At 36.5% G+C, this 19,003-nt stretch carries 15 protein-coding genes and 2 pseudogenes; 3 read left to right on the top strand and 14 right to left on the bottom strand.

Annotated features, from left to right (window positions below):
• Positions 1 to 287 precede the first annotated feature (287 nt).
• Complete coding sequence (locus JMM81_RS05415; RefSeq protein WP_256240588.1) at positions 288 to 1,364, bottom strand: bifunctional 3-deoxy-7-phosphoheptulonate synthase/chorismate mutase; 1,077 nt, start codon at positions 1,362 to 1,364, stop codon at positions 288 to 290.
• 208 nt (positions 1,365 to 1,572) lie between these two features.
• Here JMM81_RS05415 and JMM81_RS05420 point away from each other — a divergent pair, with 208 nt between their 5' ends.
• A complete protein-coding gene (locus JMM81_RS05420) occupies positions 1,573 to 3,732 on the top strand; it encodes a cell division protein FtsA (protein ID WP_256240510.1) in 2,160 nt (719 codons plus the stop codon).
• Between the two features lie 39 nt (positions 3,733 to 3,771).
• Here the strand turns inward: JMM81_RS05420 and ytxJ are convergent, their stop codons facing one another.
• The 9 genes and pseudogenes from ytxJ to JMM81_RS05465 all read right to left on the bottom strand — a co-directional run bounded on the left by ytxJ (position 3,772) and on the right by JMM81_RS05465 (position 12,969).
• A complete protein-coding gene (gene ytxJ / locus JMM81_RS05425) occupies positions 3,772 to 4,101 on the bottom strand; it encodes a bacillithiol system redox-active protein YtxJ (protein WP_256240511.1) in 330 nt (109 codons plus the stop codon).
• 40 nt (positions 4,102 to 4,141) lie between these two features.
• Positions 4,142 to 4,606: a YtxH domain-containing protein gene (locus JMM81_RS05430; RefSeq protein ID WP_256240512.1), complete on the bottom strand. Its 465-nt coding sequence runs from the start codon at positions 4,604 to 4,606 to the stop codon at positions 4,142 to 4,144.
• A gap of 21 nt (positions 4,607 to 4,627) precedes the next feature.
• Entirely contained in the window at positions 4,628 to 5,104 is a 477-nt protein-coding gene (locus JMM81_RS05435; protein WP_256240513.1) for a DUF948 domain-containing protein, read from the bottom strand.
• 248 nt (positions 5,105 to 5,352) lie between these two features.
• On the bottom strand, positions 5,353 to 6,648 hold the full coding sequence (murC, locus tag JMM81_RS05440) for a UDP-N-acetylmuramate--L-alanine ligase (RefSeq protein WP_256240514.1): 1,296 nt from the start codon (positions 6,646 to 6,648) through the stop codon (positions 5,353 to 5,355).
• Positions 6,649 to 6,963: 315 nt separating this feature from the next.
• Positions 6,964 to 8,367 (bottom strand): annotated as a pseudogene (locus JMM81_RS23275) (DNA translocase FtsK); the annotation flags it as partial.
• A gap of 1,708 nt (positions 8,368 to 10,075) precedes the next feature.
• On the bottom strand, positions 10,076 to 10,870 hold the full coding sequence (locus JMM81_RS05450; protein ID WP_256240589.1) for a DUF1444 domain-containing protein: 795 nt from the start codon (positions 10,868 to 10,870) through the stop codon (positions 10,076 to 10,078).
• 209 nt (positions 10,871 to 11,079) lie between these two features.
• Positions 11,080 to 11,394: a thioredoxin family protein gene (locus JMM81_RS05455; RefSeq protein ID WP_256240516.1), complete on the bottom strand. Its 315-nt coding sequence runs from the start codon at positions 11,392 to 11,394 to the stop codon at positions 11,080 to 11,082.
• Between the two features lie 83 nt (positions 11,395 to 11,477).
• Positions 11,478 to 11,783 (bottom strand): annotated as a pseudogene (locus tag JMM81_RS05460) (LmrA/YxaF family transcription factor); the annotation flags it as partial.
• A 112-nt stretch (positions 11,784 to 11,895) separates the two neighbouring features.
• Positions 11,896 to 12,969, bottom strand: coding sequence for a M42 family metallopeptidase (locus tag JMM81_RS05465; protein WP_256240518.1), 1,074 nt, complete (start codon positions 12,967 to 12,969; stop codon positions 11,896 to 11,898).
• Between the two features lie 189 nt (positions 12,970 to 13,158).
• Between JMM81_RS05465 and JMM81_RS05470 the strand changes: the two genes are divergently transcribed.
• Complete coding sequence (locus JMM81_RS05470) at positions 13,159 to 13,470, top strand: PepSY domain-containing protein (RefSeq protein WP_256240519.1); 312 nt, start codon at positions 13,159 to 13,161, stop codon at positions 13,468 to 13,470.
• Positions 13,471 to 13,593: 123 nt separating this feature from the next.
• On the opposite strand, the gene JMM81_RS05475 is transcribed toward JMM81_RS05470, so the two are convergent.
• Together JMM81_RS05475 and trmB are read right to left on the bottom strand one after the other, a co-directional pair.
• Positions 13,594 to 14,430 (bottom strand): YtnP family quorum-quenching lactonase, encoded by an 837-nt coding sequence (locus JMM81_RS05475; RefSeq protein ID WP_256240521.1) that lies wholly within the window; start codon positions 14,428 to 14,430, stop codon positions 13,594 to 13,596.
• 201 nt (positions 14,431 to 14,631) lie between these two features.
• The gene (gene trmB / locus JMM81_RS05480; RefSeq protein WP_256240522.1) at positions 14,632 to 15,270 is read right to left on the bottom strand and encodes a tRNA (guanosine(46)-N7)-methyltransferase TrmB; all 639 of its coding nucleotides are present in this window, start codon (positions 15,268 to 15,270) and stop codon (positions 14,632 to 14,634) included.
• A gap of 194 nt (positions 15,271 to 15,464) precedes the next feature.
• Between trmB and JMM81_RS05485 the strand changes: the two genes are divergently transcribed.
• Positions 15,465 to 15,743: a YtzH-like family protein gene (locus tag JMM81_RS05485; RefSeq protein WP_256240523.1), complete on the top strand. Its 279-nt coding sequence runs from the start codon at positions 15,465 to 15,467 to the stop codon at positions 15,741 to 15,743.
• Here JMM81_RS05485 and JMM81_RS05490 read toward each other — a convergent pair.
• On the bottom strand, positions 15,738 to 16,517 hold the full coding sequence (locus JMM81_RS05490) for a phosphotransferase family protein (RefSeq protein ID WP_256240524.1): 780 nt from the start codon (positions 16,515 to 16,517) through the stop codon (positions 15,738 to 15,740). The two genes, JMM81_RS05485 and JMM81_RS05490, sit on opposite strands and share 6 nt — an antisense overlap.
• 284 nt (positions 16,518 to 16,801) lie before the next feature.
• Complete coding sequence (gene pulA / locus JMM81_RS05495) at positions 16,802 to 18,949, bottom strand: type I pullulanase (RefSeq protein ID WP_256240525.1); 2,148 nt, start codon at positions 18,947 to 18,949, stop codon at positions 16,802 to 16,804.
• Between the last annotated feature and the right edge of the window lie 54 nt (positions 18,950 to 19,003).

The raw sequence follows: 19,003 nt of genomic DNA on the forward strand, positions 1-19,003 counted from the left end.
AATCCTTCTCTACTGATTTATGTACTTAATCATACGCTAGACAACCAAAAGTCGCAATATGAACTATACATTTTAACACATATTTTATATTTTTAACAAAAGCTTTGTTAAATAATAGTGTTGCTACTCTACAAGCTTTCGGTGTACGCAGACATTAAGTTATTCAATGGAATAAAAAATTACATACTGCACATACACCAAAGGCCATTTATTAACAATTATCATAAACACAGCCTTAGTAAAAGAAAGAACCTTCCACTCATCGTGAAAGGTTCTTTGACTATTACTTATGCTTTAATGTAAGCAGATTTCTGAATTTCATTGTAGAATGCATCAAATTGATTCAAATCCATTTGCTGAGCTGAATCTGAAAGCGCAACAGCTGGATCTGGATGAACTTCAGCCATTACACCGTCAGCACCAATAGCTAACGCTGCTTTCGCACATGGAAGCAATAAGTCTCTTCTGCCGGTTGAATGCGTCACATCAACGAATACAGGTAAATGCGTTTCTTGTTTAAGAATTGGAACAGCTGAAATATCTAATGTATTTCTTGTAGCTTTTTCATATGTTCGGATTCCACGTTCACAAAGAATAATTTGCCCGTTCCCTTGTGACATAATATATTCAGCAGCATTTATGAATTCTTCAATAGTAGCAGACATACCTCGTTTTAATAATACCGGTTTGTTTACCGAACCAGCTGCTTTTAGTAATTCGAAGTTTTGCATATTACGAGCACCAATTTGAATCACATCAATATAATCAAGGGCTGTTTCAATATCCGTTGGAGTAACAATTTCACTAATAACAGCTAAATCATATTCATCAGCGACTCTTTTTAATATTTTCAAACCTTCTACACCAAGACCTTGGAAATCATAAGGTGAAGTTCTCGGTTTATATGCTCCACCACGCAAAAGTTTAAGTCCTTTTGCTTTAACAGAAGCTGCAACCGCTGCAACCTGCTCATATGATTCAACAGAACATGGTCCAAAGACAAAATTAGGATTTCCCTCACCAATAATTTCGCCTTTTAAATTAATAACAGTATCTTCTGATTTTTTCTTACGTGAAACAAGCAATGCTTTTCTATGGTCATCTTCTTGTAATTCAAGACCCGCTTTAAAAATTTGCTTGAAAAGATGTAGGATTGTCGAATCTTCAAATGGTCCATCATTATTATCCGTTATTAAATCGAGCATATGACGTTCACGTACTGGATCATAGCGATTAACTCCTTGAGTTTCCTTAACGCGACCAATCTCTTGTACAGTACGTGCTCTCTCATTAATAAGTGTAAGCAACTCTAAGTTAAGTTCTTCGACTCTCTGTCGTAGTTGATCCAGTTCATTGTTCCCCATCATTTTTCGCTCCTTTATGTTTGCCGCAAAGCAATAAAAAAAGATAAACACATATATGCTTTAACGACATGCTAAAATATGATACATTTTTTATGATTACGGTTATTATATATGAATTATCTGTCATTGTCACGTCTTTTTTCTTTTTCGCTTAAACGCTTTTAAGCGCTAAAGTAATATTAAAACCTATTAAAGAAGGTGCATCTATTTGGAAGGACGAAAAAAGCTATTTGCTTTAGATATTGGTACCCGCTCTGTCGTCGGAATTATAATAGATGAAATGAGTGACGAACGCTACCATGTTACAGATATTTTATCAAAGGAACACTCGAAGCGAGCGATGTTAGACGGTCAAATACATGATGTATTAGCTGTTTCAAGCATTATTTCGGAAATTAAAGAAGAACTAGAAAAAAAACATGGGCCGCTTAAAAAAGTGAATGTTGCGGCTGCAGGTCGAGCGTTGAAGACAGAACGTGCAACAGTGACGGTAAATATCGCTGGAAAACCAATGATTCAAAAAGAAGATATTCTTCATTTTGAATTAAGTGCTGTTCAGCAAGCACAAGCCTCTGTTGCAGCAAAACACAAAAAAGGAGAAAAACATCAATATTATTATTGTGTCGGTTATTCTGTTCTTTATTACAGGCTTGATGATGAGGAGATTGGCAGTTTAATTGATCAGCAAGGAGATGAAGCTTCAGTTGAAATTATTGCTACTTTTTTACCAAGAGTTGTCGTTGAATCATTAATTGCTGCACTCCATAGATCTGATTTAGAAATGGAAGCACTAACGCTAGAGCCTATTGCCGCTATTAATGTTCTAATTCCACCATCGATGAGGAGATTAAACGTTGCCCTTGTTGATATTGGTGCTGGAACGTCCGATATTGCGATTACGGATATGGGCACAGTCATTGCCTATGGGATGGTACCAATTGCCGGTGATGAAGTAACTGAAGCCATTAGTGATCAATATTTGCTTGATTTTCCCTTAGCAGAAAAAGCGAAACGAGATCTCCTCACGAATCAAACCATCGGGTTAACAGATATTCTTGGTTTTGAAACCGAAGTATCTAGAGAAGAAGTCATCACCAAAATTACACCGGTTCTTGAAAAACTAACCCAATCAATTTGTGATGAGATTATGCAATTAAATAATCATCATTCACTGAAAGCGATTATGCTTGTGGGCGGTGGAAGTTTAACACCAGAAATAACGAATAGAATAGCTCAAAAGATGAATTTACCAGAAAATCGGGTTGCCATAAGAGACAGTAACGCCATTTCTTCTGTATCAATTGCTGATCATATTGAAAGAGGACCTGAGCTTGTCACCCCTATTGGGATTGCTATTGCAGCACAAAAGTCTCCTGTCCAATATCGTACAGTTTATGTGAATGAACAACCGGTTCGCTTATTCGAGGTTAAAAAACTAACCATTGGTGACTGTTTACTTGCAAGTGGAATGAAAATGAATAAGCTCTATGGGAAGCCAGGTATGGCTATGATCATCTCTCTTAATGACCAAACCATTACCATTCCTGGCGGTTATGGTGAAGCACCTTTGATTACGAGAAACGATGTGCCATGTAGTCTAGATGACCCTGTTGAAAATGAAGACCATCTTGTGGTCGTTCAAGGTAAAGATGGAAAATCACCTAAAGTCTATATAAAAGATTTGCTTGACGACTTACCAGAAAAGACAGTCAATATTAACGCAAAACCCTACACATTCACTGCCAAAATCACCTGCAATGGCTTGCCTACCACTGCTGATAAGCTTATTTCTGATCGGGATAAAATTGAATACAAATTTCCAGAATCGATAGAAGCATTGCTCACTATGTTAAACTTACAAGATGAGCTAGAAAAATGTCGTCCATTTCGGGTAAAACTTAACGGAAAAGAAACATTTATTCCTCCTTTTTCTGGGAAGCTCTATCGAAATGGAATTGAAGTGAAACTATCAAATAGCTATGAACATTTAGATGAATTAACCATTGAAAATAAAAAGCAACCTACTGTTAAAGAATTGGCAGAAATAAAGCAAGTCACTCTTTCTCAAAGCATTCCTGTCTCTTTTAATGGGAAACAAATCGTAATAAAGAAGAAATTAACGGAATTTATTCGTGATCAAGAAACCTTATCTGAAGAGGATTTGATCTATGATGGTGATCATATCACGTATGATCAAAAGAAAATGGAACCTTTTATTTTTCAAGATTTATTTAATCATGTTCAAATTAATATGCCAGAAAAGGCAACCGGTCGGTTTATGTTATTGAAAAACAACCAACAAACCACCTTCTTTGGAAAAATTGAACCTGGAGACGACTTAAAAATTGTCTGGCCAGTCACAAAATAAATAAAGAAAAACATCCACGAGGCTCGTGGATGTTTTTCTTTATTTATTTTCCTCTACTGTTTCCGCTAATAACTTATTTGTTATTTTCCAATGCGATGCATTCCATATGACATTATTTTCGGAAAAGAGAATCGCTTGTGGTGATTCATGTTTGATTTGATATTTTTCAGCTATATGATTGGATAAAGGACGTGCATCTTGAACAATCAAAACATAAGCTGGTATCTCGTTATTTTCTCTAGTGAATTTTTCATATTCTCCATATGCCGCTTGGCTTATTGGACATGTGGTACTGTGTTTTAATACAAAAACAGCCTTTTCTTTTTGAATAACCTGATCAAATTCTTCTATCGTATTCAGTTGATTCATTTTCTTCATTCTCCTCTAAAAAGCGCAAGCGCTTCACTATTTATTGATTGATTTTACTCTCAGTTTCATCAAATGCTTTTTTCGTCTCCTCAAGCTCCTTCTGAATATCTGACTTTGAACTTTGGTCAAATAATTCATCTACAGGGTTCGTGCTGTCTATAGGTTCGTCTCCATCAGCTTTTAATCCCTTTACTTTTTTAACAATATCAGCTGACTGCTCAGAAACCTTCTTAGAAATGGCCGTTGTTTTGTCTTTTACCGTTGACGTTAACTCAGTGCCTTTTATCATGGCAGATTCACGAAGATGATCCGTTTTTTCTCGTACTACATAGGCTTGATTATTCAAATCATCACGCAATTCTTTCCCTGACTTAGGAGCTAGAAGTAATGCCGCAAGTGAACCGACAATCCCGCCAACTAGAGTCCCTATTAAAAAATCCTTTGCATTAATATTATTTTCTCTTTCCTTATTGGACTCGTAATAATTTCTTTCATTTCCAGCCATCCTAATTCCCCCCTAATTTTTTTAATACCTTGCTCTCTTTCTTTTCGGTTCATAACTTTCTTCAAATGAATGTATAACATCTTTCTTTTCTTTTCTACTCTGCCATTTATCCTTCAATTCAAGAAAAACATGACTCCATTGTACTACTTGTGCCATTTTATCTTTATTTTCTTCAAATTGATTATTCATTACAGTCGTAATCGACTGAATGGAGCCATTAAATTTTCGTACTGAATCGCCTACATCTTTTACAGCATCTACTACACTATTTAAGTTTTCTGACTTTTGTTGAATGTCACTTGCGAGTTCATTTGTTTTATGCAAAAGGATCGTTGTTTCATTTGTAACACCATCTAGTTGTCTTTCAAGACCTGATAATGTTTTAGCTACATTATCAAGAGTTCCCTGTAGTGACTTTAAGGTCTTGGATAAATAAATAACCAAAATCAAAAAGGCGATCGCTATTAAAGCTACACTTAAATATAAGATCAAAATCAAAATGAATTCACCTCCTATTTTATTTTTCCCCTGTAATCATGGCATATAAACCCACCAATTCCAGATATTCCTATGTATCTTTCGTTTTCCCTATCTAAAATCTTACCATACTCATAAGGACTTTCAATTCATAACCTCTATTATTGTTCAAATTTTTGTGAATTGAATAATATGGTGCTACAAAAAAGACAAAAAAGAAGTAACGAATGACCGATAGTCAAGTGTACTTCTTTTTTTGTCAATTGATTTTATACAATTTTTTCATACGCAGCCTGAAACTTTTGAATATCTCCAGCACCCATAAAAATAATCACGCTATCATCATGGCTCTTAAGAGAATTCATGTCTTCTTCTTTTATGATTTCTGCTCCAGGTATCCTATTCTGTAGATCTTTAATGGACAATTTCCCATGATTTTCACGAGCAGAACCAAATATTTCACATAAATACGTTTTATCAGCTAAATTTAAGCTTTCAGCAAATTCTCCTAGAAATGCTTGTGTTCGAGAAAAAGTATGGGGTTGAAAAACAGCCACAATTTCACGTTCAGGGTACTTTTGTCTTGCCGCATCAACCGTCGCCTTAATCTCTGTTGGATGGTGTGCGTAATCATCAATTAATATTTGCGAGTCTACTCTTTTTTCTGAAAACCGCCTTTTAACTCCTTCAAAGTTCAATAATTGGCTACGTACCACTTCAGTATCAATCTCTTCATAATGACAAAGAGCGATAACCGCTAAAGAATTTAAAATATTATGATCGCCAAAACTTCGAATCGTGAAAGTATCATAAAAAGTATTCCGAATAAATACATCAAACGTTGTACCTTCTGTTGTCTTGACAATATTACGTGCTTGGAAATCATTTTCTTCATTGAAACCATAAAAAAGAACCGGAACATTCGCTTGTATTTTTTGCAAATGTTCATCATCACCACATGCAAAAATCCCTTTTTTTACTTGAAATGCCATTTCTTGGAACGCTGAGCAAACATCATCAATATTTGCAAAGTAATCAGGATGATCGAAATCGATATTCGTCATAATGGAATAATCCGGAAAGTAGGATAAGAAATGTCTCCGATATTCACATGCTTCAAACACAAAATATTCGGCTTTCTCGTTACCCTTCCCCGTACCATCCCCAATTAAATAAGCGGTCGGCTTTCCGCCTCCAATAACATGAGCAAGTAATCCCGTTGTGGATGTTTTTCCATGAGCACCCGTAACAGCAATACTTGAAAAACGTTTCATAAAATCACCTAAAAAACGGTGGTAACGTACGATCGGAAGCCCTAGCTTCATCGCTTCTTGAATTTCTTCATGTGTATCTGAAAAAGCATTCCCTGCAATAATCGTCATGCCGGGCTTAATATTTTCTCTTTGAAAAGGAAGGATCTCTATTCCTGATTGCTCTAAAGCAATTTGCGTAAAAAAATGTTTTTCTACGTCGGATCCTTGAACCTGAAAGTTCATATCATGAAGAATTTGTGCTAAAGCACTCATTCCAGACCCTTTAATACCCACAAAATGGTAATTAGTCATCTAAAGAACCTCCAACCATCGTCAATCTGTAAAAACAGTATATGATTATTTATTAATTTTTGCTAACTAAACTCTGAATCTTAAGTTCCTTATCGTCACAAGAATAGTTATATTTCTATTCGGTCTGATCAATATTCAAACATTATAACACCTTTGACATCTAATGAAAACTTCAAATTTTCCATTAGAACAAAGCATATATAAATATGTATATAAGCATGAATAGAAGGAATAATTTACGAAAAAAATGGCAATAAATTATTCCTCTTGTTCTCTAAGGTAAATAGGGTAAAATGACTTACTCATTTTGTCTATTTATTGCAAAGTTTCTAACTCTGCATCAGTAATGAATACATCTCTCGGTTTACTACCACGCGCTTCAGAAATATAGCCTTGTTGCTCCATCATATCAATCAGTCTTGCAGCACGGTTGTAGCCAATTTTGAATCTTCTTTGTAGCAAGGAAGAGGATGCTCCGCCATGCTCGATGACAAACTCACATGCTTCATAAAAAAGTTCATCTTCTTCTTCGCTAATTTGTGCCTTTTTAAGAAGTTCCTCTTGTTCAAACAAATAGTTTGGTTCCCCCTGCTCCCTCACATGTGCAACAACTTCATCGATTTCTTCATCTGAAACAAATGTTCCTTGAAGACGTACTGATTTTGAAGAACCATTTTCTAAAAACAGCATATCTCCTTTTCCAAGCAGCTTTTCTGCTCCACTCATATCAATAATGGTACGAGAATCTACTTGCGAGGAAACTGAAAAAGCAATTCTTGTTGGTATGTTTGCCTTAATTAATCCAGTGATCACATCTACTGAAGGTCTCTGCGTTGCGATAATTAAATGAATGCCACAAGCACGTGCCTTTTGTGCAATACGGCAAATTGCTTCCTCTACATCTGCCGGGGACATCATCATTAGATCAGCTAGTTCATCAATTACAATGACCATATACGGTAACTTATCAGCATATTGCTTATGTTTTTCTGCTAACTCATTAAAGCGGCTAATGTCTCTGACACCTGTATGAGCAAATAATTCATAACGACGCTCCATTTCCTCAACAGCCCATTTTAAAGCAGCTGTTGCCGCTTTAACATCTGTAATAACAGGGCTGACAAGATGTGGAATATAATTATAAGGAGCTAATTCTACCATTTTCGGATCAATTAATAACAATTTTACTTCTTCCGGTGTTGCTTTATAAAGCAGGCTGACCAAAATCGTATTAATACAAACACTTTTTCCTGAACCCGTTGCACCCGCAATTAAGCCATGGGGCATTTTTCGTAAATCAGTCACAATTGGTTTTCCCGAAATATCAAGGCCTAGTGCCGCTGTAAGTGGTGAGGCTTGACGATTAAATTCAGGGCTATTGACAATTTCACTTAATAAAACAGGTCTGCTTTTTTCATTCGGTACCTCTATGCCAATCGTATGTTTACCGGGAATTGGTGCTTCAACCCTAATATCTCGGGCAGCTAGACTTAATTTAATATCGTCAGACAAGTTTGTAATTTTATTTACTTTTACACCTGGCTCCGGTTGAACCTCGAACCTAGTGACAGATGGACCTTGCGTGACATTAACGACCCCAGCACCTACATTAAAATTCTTTAAGGTTGTATCCAATAGTGCTTTTTGTTCCTCTATCCAATGATTATTTTCCTCCACAACAACTGGAGGTGTTAATAGCTGAAATGAAGGGAACAGATAATTAATATCTTCCATTTGTCCTGTCTCTGCTACCTGCAAAGATTCCTTTTTTACAACTTCAGCAAGGCTTTCAGAAACAGCGGTCTTTTGATTTTTCAGTTCTATCATTCGTTTGTCCTGCTGAAGCATGATCACATTGAATGGAATTGGGGATCGACCTTTTGAACTCTCATTACTTGAAATAGGAGGTGTCTCTTGTTCAGATTGTATGCTTTTTTCTGTTATTTCATGCTCTCCAATAGTCTGATCGTCCCCTAGTTGTTCAGCAACTAACTCTTCCTGTATAACTGTTTGTGTATCCGCTTCAATGGTTACTTCCTCTTCCCGTATAGCCGTTTGTATAACGTTCTCAAGCTTTAGAGCTTCTTCTTCCTGCACAACAGTTTGTGTATCATTCTCAAGATTTTCTACTTCTTTTTCCTGTACAACGTTTTGTGTATCATCGACTAATCCAGGTTGTCCCCCATTTGCCTCAACTTCCTCTATCTTACCTTCTGAGAATACGGTGAGTTCCGACGCGATTGTAACTTCTGAATCATCTTCGTTCGTTTTCTCTAGTTGAATTTCTTCAACTACGTCCTCCACTTCCTCTAATTGAAATTCAAACTGGCCTTTCTTAACTACAGCTGTTTGTAATTTTTCAATGACTTCAAAATCTTTCTCTGTCACTAGGTCAACTTGAATTCCTTCAGTTGCTCCTTTTGGTAATCCGTTATTTACTTCGACTATTTCTAATCTATCAAGGTCCACTGCTTGATCTTCACTAAGTTTCGACTCATTCGTTATAACGGTATTTTTCTTTAATACAGAAACCTCATCCTTCTGCTGATCATGAAACGGCAAAGGTTCTTGGGTAAACGGGACCTTTTTTTCAAGTGGTTTTAATTCAAACTCAACTTGTGAAACATCATTAACATGCTCTGGCCGCTCCTTAAACCCATAGATAGGAGAAGGAATTCTGGTTGGTTTAAAAGCCCTTGTTCCTCTCTTTTCCTTTTCAGGAGTCTTTTTCTTAACAACAGACTCTTGTATGTCAGGTGATTGTTGCGGAACCTCTCGTTTCTTTCCCCATTCTTTTTGAGGGGTTACTCGTTTCTTTCCCCACTCTTGCTGAGGAACTACTCGTTTCTTTCCCCACTCTTGCTGAGGAACTACTCGTTTCTCATTCCAGTCTTTTTGAGGGCTTTTTCGCTTTTCATTCCAGTCCTTCTTCTGCGATGCCTTATATGGTTCCTTCTTCCGCTCCTTATTTGCAATCGTTTGATTTTCTTCTGATTTATCTTCATCTGATTTATCTTCATCTGGTATTAAAGGAAAGCGAAAAGCTCCTTTCGGGTAATGATAGGCAATTTTCGCCTCCATTGCCCTTCCACTATCCCCTTTTTGCCTAATTGTAGTAATATTTTTAGAAACCTCGGGCGTACGTTCTAAATCTTCTTCAATATTTTCCACTTCTTTATCTTTTATAAATCGAAATAACCTTTGTATCCAACTCAAGCTTTATCACTCTTTCTATCATTCTATCATTCTTATTTTAGCAGTATTTCTTAAAATTACGAGATAAATTCGCAGAATGATACAAACGGAAGATGAAATGGAAGTTTTTTCAAAATACCTATTATTTTCAGATAATAAAACTTACCATCACATGAACTACTATTTCTTTTTTATGAAAAAAGAACCACATAGGGTTCTTTTCATCTATTATTTATCTTTTTTTATTTTTTCCTAAAATAAAGATTGGTTCGAGTTCTCCCTCTTCATATAAAAAGGATAGAGCTGTTATGGGAACTCGTCCACTAGCAAAAAAGCTCATCGTCATTTGAGCAAGAATATCATATCCTGTATCATTTTCAATATCAGCGATAATCAGAACATCTTGATGTGGAACAGCAACAGCCATCTTACCTATTATTTTTTGATTCATTTCTTTTAAAAAAGCATCATTTAAAATTCGACTAGCATCATAACCATCATTTTTATTTAGAAAATAAAATGTGTTTCCAGCTACTCGGTCTGTTTTCATTTCGGTTGATAAGGATCGGACATTAAATAAAGCTATCTCCTTTATGCGCTGTTCATCCCATTGTTCTTTTTTGAGCAGTTGTTCATCAATAAGCCGATATGTATTTCCAAGATCAAGGGCGTAATAAATTCTCGTTTCTGCTGTATGGTCATCATATATAAAGGGCACTTCCTCGTTCGTGTTTAACGGAAAAGAAGTGGAACGGATAACAGGAAAGATCTTTTTTTCCTTCCCTGAAAGTTCAGCATCCCCTTTCAATGCTTGTAATCCCTCTTCTACATAGTAAACAATTTCATCAATTGCCTTCTCCTTTTGTTCCTGCCATTTAGCTACGATACCAGGAAGAGAGATCGTAATCCCTTTTCCGGTTTCACTATGTTCAATTCGGAGTTGATCATTTTTACGATCATATTCAAATGTTCTCTCTGGATGGGCAAGGCGTTTTTGAAGTTCATTTTTCATTTTGATACTGTCCATTTTCATATTATTTCCCTCCCTTTTAAAGATCTTTTATTATGGGGTTTTGTTAAATCATAACGCTTAACACGTCCACTTATTTTACACGGGACTGTTCCAATAGCAAAGGTGTCAGACACCTCAATACACATCTAGTATCAATAGATTGAACATGATGCTAGATAAATGCAACTTTGTGGATGTCAGACACCTTATGGGGAAGCCCCCTTTTAGTTCAATTTTTCAATAAACTGTTCGATTTGTTCCTGTGTTTTTCGGTCTTTACTAACAAAACGACCTAATTCACGACCATCTTCAAAAGCAAGAAAACTTGGAATTCCAAAGACGTCCTGTTCAATGCATAAATCAATAAATTGATCACGATCTACATGAACGAATGTATAGTCACCGTATTTTTCTTCTACTTCTGGCATAAATGGATCGATAAACCGACAATCACCACACCAGTCTGCAGAAAATAAAAAGATATGTTTACCATTATCACGTAGATCAGCAAATTGTTCAATTGATTCAAGGTTTTTCAATACATTCTCCTCCAGTAATTATTCATTAAGGTACTCTGATTTTAACAGACTTAAACAAGTTGGACCAATAAAACGCAATGTAGTTATTTTAACACGCGTGTTGATTTATTAAACTCCTTCAATAAATTGGGTAATACTTGCGAAATAATTTTTAGTGGTTCACTAGATTTTTGTATTAAACAAAGCATCATTCCACCTTCAATAGAAGCGGTCATCATGAGAGCAATGGAATGAACACTTTCTTTCGAAAACCCTTCTTCTACTAACTTGTTCGAATAAATCCCTTGAATCTTTATGTAAAGATCCGAACAAGCATTTCGGACCGGTTCACTTAGTGATGCCATTTCACTAACCATGCTACTAAATGTATAACCAGCAATCGTACCTTCTCGATCAAAGTCGGCTACTCATTTTTCAATCATCTTCTTTGTGGCTTCTTGAGTAGTTTGATATCGTTGGAAAATATCCTCGATGTCCGTAGTAATCGCTTCATTTTTCGTATTACCCATTTTGCAGAATCGTATTTAATGTGGTTTGATCAGATGCCTTCACTAATTTAATGACTAATTCTTTTGCGGCGGCATAGTCATCTACATGAATAATGCTTGCAGGCGTGTGAATGTAACGAGAACAGATTCCAATCACCGCACTTGGGACACCTTCATTCGATAGATGAACACGCCCTGCATCTGTACCCCCTTGTGATACAAAGTACTGATAGCGGATATCATTCTGCTCAGCAGTGTCGAGGACAAATTCCCTCATCCCACGATGAGTGACCATTGTTCGATCAAAGATCCTTAATAAAGTCCCTTTTCCCAGTTGTCCAAATTCAGTCTTATTCCCTGATGCATCATTCGCTGGACTAGCGTCAAGTGCATAGAAAAGATCAGGCTTAATCATGCCCGCCGCGGTTTGTGCTCCTCTTAAACCAACTTCTTCTTGAACAGTAGCACCGGAATAAAGAATATTGGGCAATGTTTCACCTTGGAGTTCTTCAAGGAGCTCAATTGCTAATCCACAGCCATACCGATTATCCCACGCTTTTGCCATAATTTTCTTGTTATTGGCCATCGGCGTAAAAGAACATACTGGCACAATTTGTTGTCCTGGCTTTATTCCGATCTTAACTGCATCATCTCGATCATCCGCACCAATATCAATCAACATATTTTTGATTTCCATCGGCTTTTTTCGTTGTTCCTCATCAAGAAGATGTGGAGGAATTGATCCAATAACTCCTGGAACTGGACCGTTATTTGTCATAATTTCAACTGTTTGTGCGAGCATAACTTGGCTCCACCAACCGCCTAGCGTTTGAAAGCGAATCATCCCGTTGTCTGTAATCGAAGTAACCATAAAGCCAACTTCATCCATATGACCGGCAACCATGACAGTTGGACCCTTTTCGTCTCCCCTTTTCACACCGAAGATACTGCCTAACTTATCTTGAATAATTTCGTCTGTATACTGACCTAACTGCTCGCGCATAAAATTGCGAACAACATGTTCATTCCCTGATGTACCTGGAAGTTCTGTTAACGTTTTAAAAAGTTGTAATGTTTTTTCGTTCATACAAACACACTCCTCTATTATTGATCTATATGTAGTCTACTTCTCTCTTTCATATTACAGAACTTTCTCTAACTTCTCCATTTTTCTACAAGAAAGTATTCCCCTAATCACGATATCTTACGAATGATCAATATTTCTGATAGTATATTAAAAAGAATATATAGTTATTTTTAAAAAGGAGGTTCAATCATGAATTGGAAAACCTTTCTCACAGGTATAGGTACAGGTCTAGTAGCTGGACTTGTCCTACGGGATGCTATCGCTAAAAATCAGAGGATTACGGCTGAAAAAGCTTTAGCGAATGCAAAAACAGCATTTAAAAAACATGGTCCCATCCAAGGATCATGGATTCAAATGGAAAAACAACCCTATACAAAGTCACTTCTTCAATATGAAGTCTATATTGGAGGAATTTCAAGGCTTGTTAACGACCAAACAGAGCAGTATGAATTTATCGTTGACACCGTAACAGGAGCCATTCTTGACGCTTATTTACTTTAAAAAATCCCCATTCAAGGGGATTTTTTTATGAGGCTCTGTTAAACCATGTGGTTGATGGTCTAATAAATTTGATGTATGTGGCCATTTAGCAGTAATGATCATTAACACAGCCTTTTATTAAAATCATTCCCTCTTCATTTCACCTGTCACATTTCCTTCTTGATCCCACTTGATAGCACGGTAAAATGCATCATGATAAAATACAAACCATGCTTTTCGATCAAGTCCATATTGAAGCCATTTTTGTTTTGCAGCTATTGAATCCATTGGATAGTCATCATACGCAAGCACCCATAAAACATTTTGATGAGCATGTGTCGGCATAATATCTGCCATATGAATAACCGTTTCATCCTCATCCTCAATCACTAAAATACAATGCCCGTCACTATGTCCACCAGTATGAATCAATTTTATGGCTTCCAATACCCATTCGTTCTTAAACACTTCGACTTGCTCTTGAATGGCTTCCCAATTTTCCTTCCAATATGTATTTTTAGAACGTATATTCGGTTGTCTCATCGCATTCCATTCAATTTCATTCACGATAATTTTAGCATGTGGAAACACGGAAACATATTGATCTTCTTTAAACTTTGTCAGTCCACAAGCATGGTCAAAATGCAAATGAGTCATTAATACATAATCAATGTCCCTAGTCGTTAAACCAAGTTTTTCAAGTTGTTCCTCTAGGTTTGGCTCCTCATGAACACCATAATTTCGTTTTTGTTTATCGGTTAACTTTCCATTACCCATCCCTGTATCAACAAGAAAATTTTTCCCTTTCATTTGAATGAAAATTGGATCCGTTCTTAGTTCGATCTGATTTTTTTCATTACAAGGATATTTCTTTTCCCATAATGGCTTTGGAACAACACCAAACATGGCTCCACCGTCCATATTATTGACCCCACCATTTAGCCATGTCAACTTTATATTGGGTAACTGTAATGTTTCCACGATTAGACCTCCATTATTCAAATGAAATTATTCTTATGTTTAATTTATATAACTATTTATAAAATTACAAATATTTTATACGCATTACTTTTTATCTCTACTCGTTTCTAACTATTTTTAAGCATGCTCTACTCAATGTTATTGAATCGGCTAGAACCCAGAAAAAAGAGGCTGACTCAAAAGCAGCCTCTTTTCTCTCTATTATTGATATTGAACTTCACAACGATAGATTCGATTTCCTCTTTCTGAAAACTTCTCTTCGTATTCCGTCATGATATTCCCTTCAAAATTACTCTGATGCAAGTCAAGACTTACATATTTCAACAATAATCCATAGGCAGAAAAGCTCATTAATGAGTATTCAAATAAACCTTGATTATCGGTTTTAAAATGAATTTCACCCTGATTGGGAAGAATATCTTCATACAGCTTCAAGAAGCTACTATACGTCAAACGACGTTTTTCATGACGTGTTTTTGGCCATGGATCAGAAAAGTTCAAGTATACTCTAGAAACTTCTCCTTTTGAGAAATACAAAGGCAAATTAGCTGCATCCGCATTTAGTAACTTTACGTTTGGAAGCTCTGCTTCAATCAGTCGGTCAAGAGCAGATACAATAACACTCTCTTGTAATTCAACACCTAAATAATTAATATCTGGATTTGATCTTGCCATTTCAGTCACAAAACGACCTTTTCCCATACCAATTTCGATGTGAACAGGTTGATCCTTTTCATAGACGGATCCCCACTTTCCTTTTAACTGTTCGGGATTAGAAATGACATATTGCGGGTACTGCTGAATTTTATCCTTTGCCCAAGGTTTGTGTCTTAAACGCATGGTAACACCCCTATATAAAATATTTCTTTTTTGTTCAGTAACCTTATTAATACTATTATTAATTCCCTACTATCTTAAACAAGGTCTAAAATAATTCCACTTAGCATGAATAAATTGAAAAAGAACTCACAAAATAAATCGTGAATTCTCCTTTTATATTTGCCCGAGGAGTTTAACAGAAAGGATGTTTTATCATGCCACTTCAGTATCAGGATCAAGTAAATTTATTAAAGGATATTTTAACTAACCATCAGACAGATTGTTGTGGTTCTGTGTCTGAGTGCGAACAATTAGAACGCATAATCAAATCATTAATGGTTAATTCGAATATCGATCAAAATAGTAAGCAAGTTCTAGATCAAATTTATTCATATAGTCATAATGGTGTTGGTTCAGCCAACTTAGATGAGCATATTGAATCCCATCAACAGCAATTATCCCAATGGGTTAACAACATTGATCAATTTTCATAATAAAAGATATTGATCCAACATAAGAATCCATTTATTCATTTCCTCTAAACGGGATTTATTTTTATGCCATTGGATCGAATTTAGCGTCTCAGCCAACACATACCATTTCATTCGTAAGATCAAGCTATCAGTTAATGGAATACCATAAAGCTCTAGCCAACTTTCCCAATCATTTCGTGGTATGTACCAATATAATAAAGTACCAACATCAATGGCCGGGTCCCCAACCACTGCACCATCCCAATCAATTAAATACAACTGGTTGTTTTCATCTAGCAGCCAGTTGTTATGATTGACGTCACAATGACATACGACTGTATCCTCATAGTAAATTCCATCCAAATTTTCTTCAAGGAATACGAGTGAATCTTTTACAGAATTCAACTCAAGAATATTCTTATCTAATTCTTGTTTTAAATTTTGCAGAATTTTTACAGGCTGCACAGGAGTTTTTCCGAGACGTTTTAGCATACTTAGTAATGGCTTTGAATTATGGATTTTTTTGAGGAGCTTAGCCACATTTTCCTGGTTCATTTCTGAGGACTGAAGTTCCCGACCATTCAACCATTGCTGCGCTGTAAAAACATCACCGGTTTCCAATCTTTTTGTCCATATAAGCTTAGGAACGATTCCTTCCGCTGATAGGCTCGCCAAAAATGGAGAAGTGTTGCGTTTTAGAAAATATTGATTTTCTTCGTGCTGTGCATAAAAGGCTTCCCCGGTTGCTCCGCCTGCGGGAACAATCTCCCAATCATGTCCAAAAAAGTGTTCCAATGCTGTTCACCTGCAATTTCTGTTTACTGCTTGAAAAGCGCAAGCGCCTTGGCTACAGAACGCCAACTAAAAGTCGCTACGTCCTTATTATCTTCGTCGGCACTTATATATCCTATATGGCGAAGCTAGACTTGTTATCTAACTTCAGACAGGTATACTTTCATATTAGATAAAAAAGACAGCTATTGAACAATAATATTTTACAATAGCCATCTTATAAATTCTATCGTCACATGGAAGGTCCGTCAAGAGTATCCTCATGTTTTCAGCATTCATTTTAACATTCATTCCCCAAATAACACATATGAACTAACTGCTTTTAATCTGATTTTATGATTATTCACTCGGTAAATTGGCGAAACCCCGCTTATATCTTCATTTGCTAGTACATTCCAGCTCCCATCAGGTAAATCAATCTCTTCTTCCATCTTCATAGGATTAATGAGAACGATAATAGATTGGCACGGGCCATATTTCCCTACATCTTGAAGAATCCAACCAATGAGTGGCTTTTTCAAAGGGAGAAAACGAATATGTTTCCGAATAAGAGCAGCTGTCGGAAGGCGAAAAGCACGATGAGATTTCCGAATAGCAATTATTCCTTTCACATATTCTACATGTTGATCATATTCATTTTTCCGATCCCAATCAAGCTGATTAATTTCATTTGGTGATTGATAACTATTCCCGATACCTTTTTTTGTACGAAAAAATTCCTGACCGCTGTGAAGAAATGGAGTCCCTTGTGCAAGGATAACCATCGTGGTGGCGAGACGATGATATTTTTTCCTAATTTCCTCTTCTTCATCCGGAAAACAGACAACCAGTTTATCCCATAATGTATGGTTATCGTGTGACTCTACATAATTCACACTTTGGTTAGGTTCATCAAATAACCCTTCTGCTGGATTTCCAAGTCCAACACTCCCTGCTATTACTTGGATCGCTGACCCATAATAATGTTCATTTCCGAATGCATAGCCTAAGTCATAAAGGTTAAACGTACTTCCTTTAATACAATCGCGAAACCAATCATTAAACTGACCGATTCGTGGTAAATCTGTTTGATTGTGAATATTAGCTTTTTTTTCAAGCGGCAAGGGGGTGTTTAAATCCCACCCTTCCCCGATAATCAATATAGAGGGATCAATCTGGTCAACTACGTTTCTAATTTCTTTCATTGTAACCGTATCCAAAATACCCATTAAATCAAAACGAAAGCCGTCAACATCATATTCTTTAAGCCAATAAAGAACTGAATCAACGATAAACTTCCGTACCATTTTCTTCTCTGAAGCGATATCATTTCCTACACCGGTTCCATTTGATGGCATTCCATGTTTATCATGACGGAAGTAGTAACCAGGGATAATTTTTTCAAAAGAGGAGGTTTCTCTTTCATACACATGATTGTAGACAACATCTAAAATCACGCGAATTTCATTTTGATGGAGGGTATCAATCAATGATTTTAATTCGTTTATTCGTTTATAAGGGTCATTAGGGTCCAGACTATAGCTTCCATCTGGAACATTGTAATGTAGCGGGTTGTAGCCCCAGTTATAATCATTCTTCTCACCAAGTTCATCCACCCCCACAAAATCATAAAGTGGAAGGAATTCTATATGAGTAATACCGAGACTTTTTATATAGGAGAGGGAAGTTGGACTCCCATTGGAGCCTTTTGTATCGATTTCAGCGGCACCTGTATACATTCCTTTATGCAAAACACCGCTGTTTGGATGTATCGTCAAGTCCCTTATATGTGTTTCGTAAATAACGCTATCAACTGCATGCTCCAACGGGGACAAGGGCCGTTTAGGAAACGTTGTTTTTGTTAAATCAATAACAACGCCTTCCGTTCCATTAGCTGTTACCGCAACAGCATAAGGGTCGACCGCTTCCTTCCATTGCAGATTCACACATACTAAATACGTATAGCGAAATTTTTCAACATCACGCTTAACTATTGCCGTCCAAATTCCTTTATCCCCTTTTATTAAATCAATGGTTTCTTGATTGCTTTCATCAGGGGACGTCAACTTAAGTTTTACTTCCGTTGCAGTTGGTGCCCATAACGTAAAGATGGTTTCGTTTGGTTGATAACAAACCCCTAACTCTCCATCATAATAGAATGTTTCATCAAATCGATCGGTTCTTGTCACGGCCCCCATTTGCAAGTCGGTTTTCCTTTGTAAAGCATCTTTTACCCAATAATGCCGACCTATTCTCACTTCTTCTTGTGTATGACAAACATATTTCACAAACTCATCTAGGTCTATTTTCTCAACAATCATTAGCGGTATTTCTTCATCATCACATTCTAATAGAAAGGAGCTCATAACATCGTGATTGTAGTCATGGGGGATTAGAATCGTAATTACATTCATCTCGTCTAAGTATGCTTGATAATCCCGTTCAATCGTAGTCATTTGAATTCAACTCCTTCACTTCTTTAATAGAAAAGCGAAAACGCCCCGCTTACC

Source organism: Bacillus sp. V3B (genome assembly GCF_024494465.1).
Classification (GTDB): domain Bacteria; phylum Bacillota; class Bacilli; order Bacillales; family Cytobacillaceae; genus Bacillus_BD.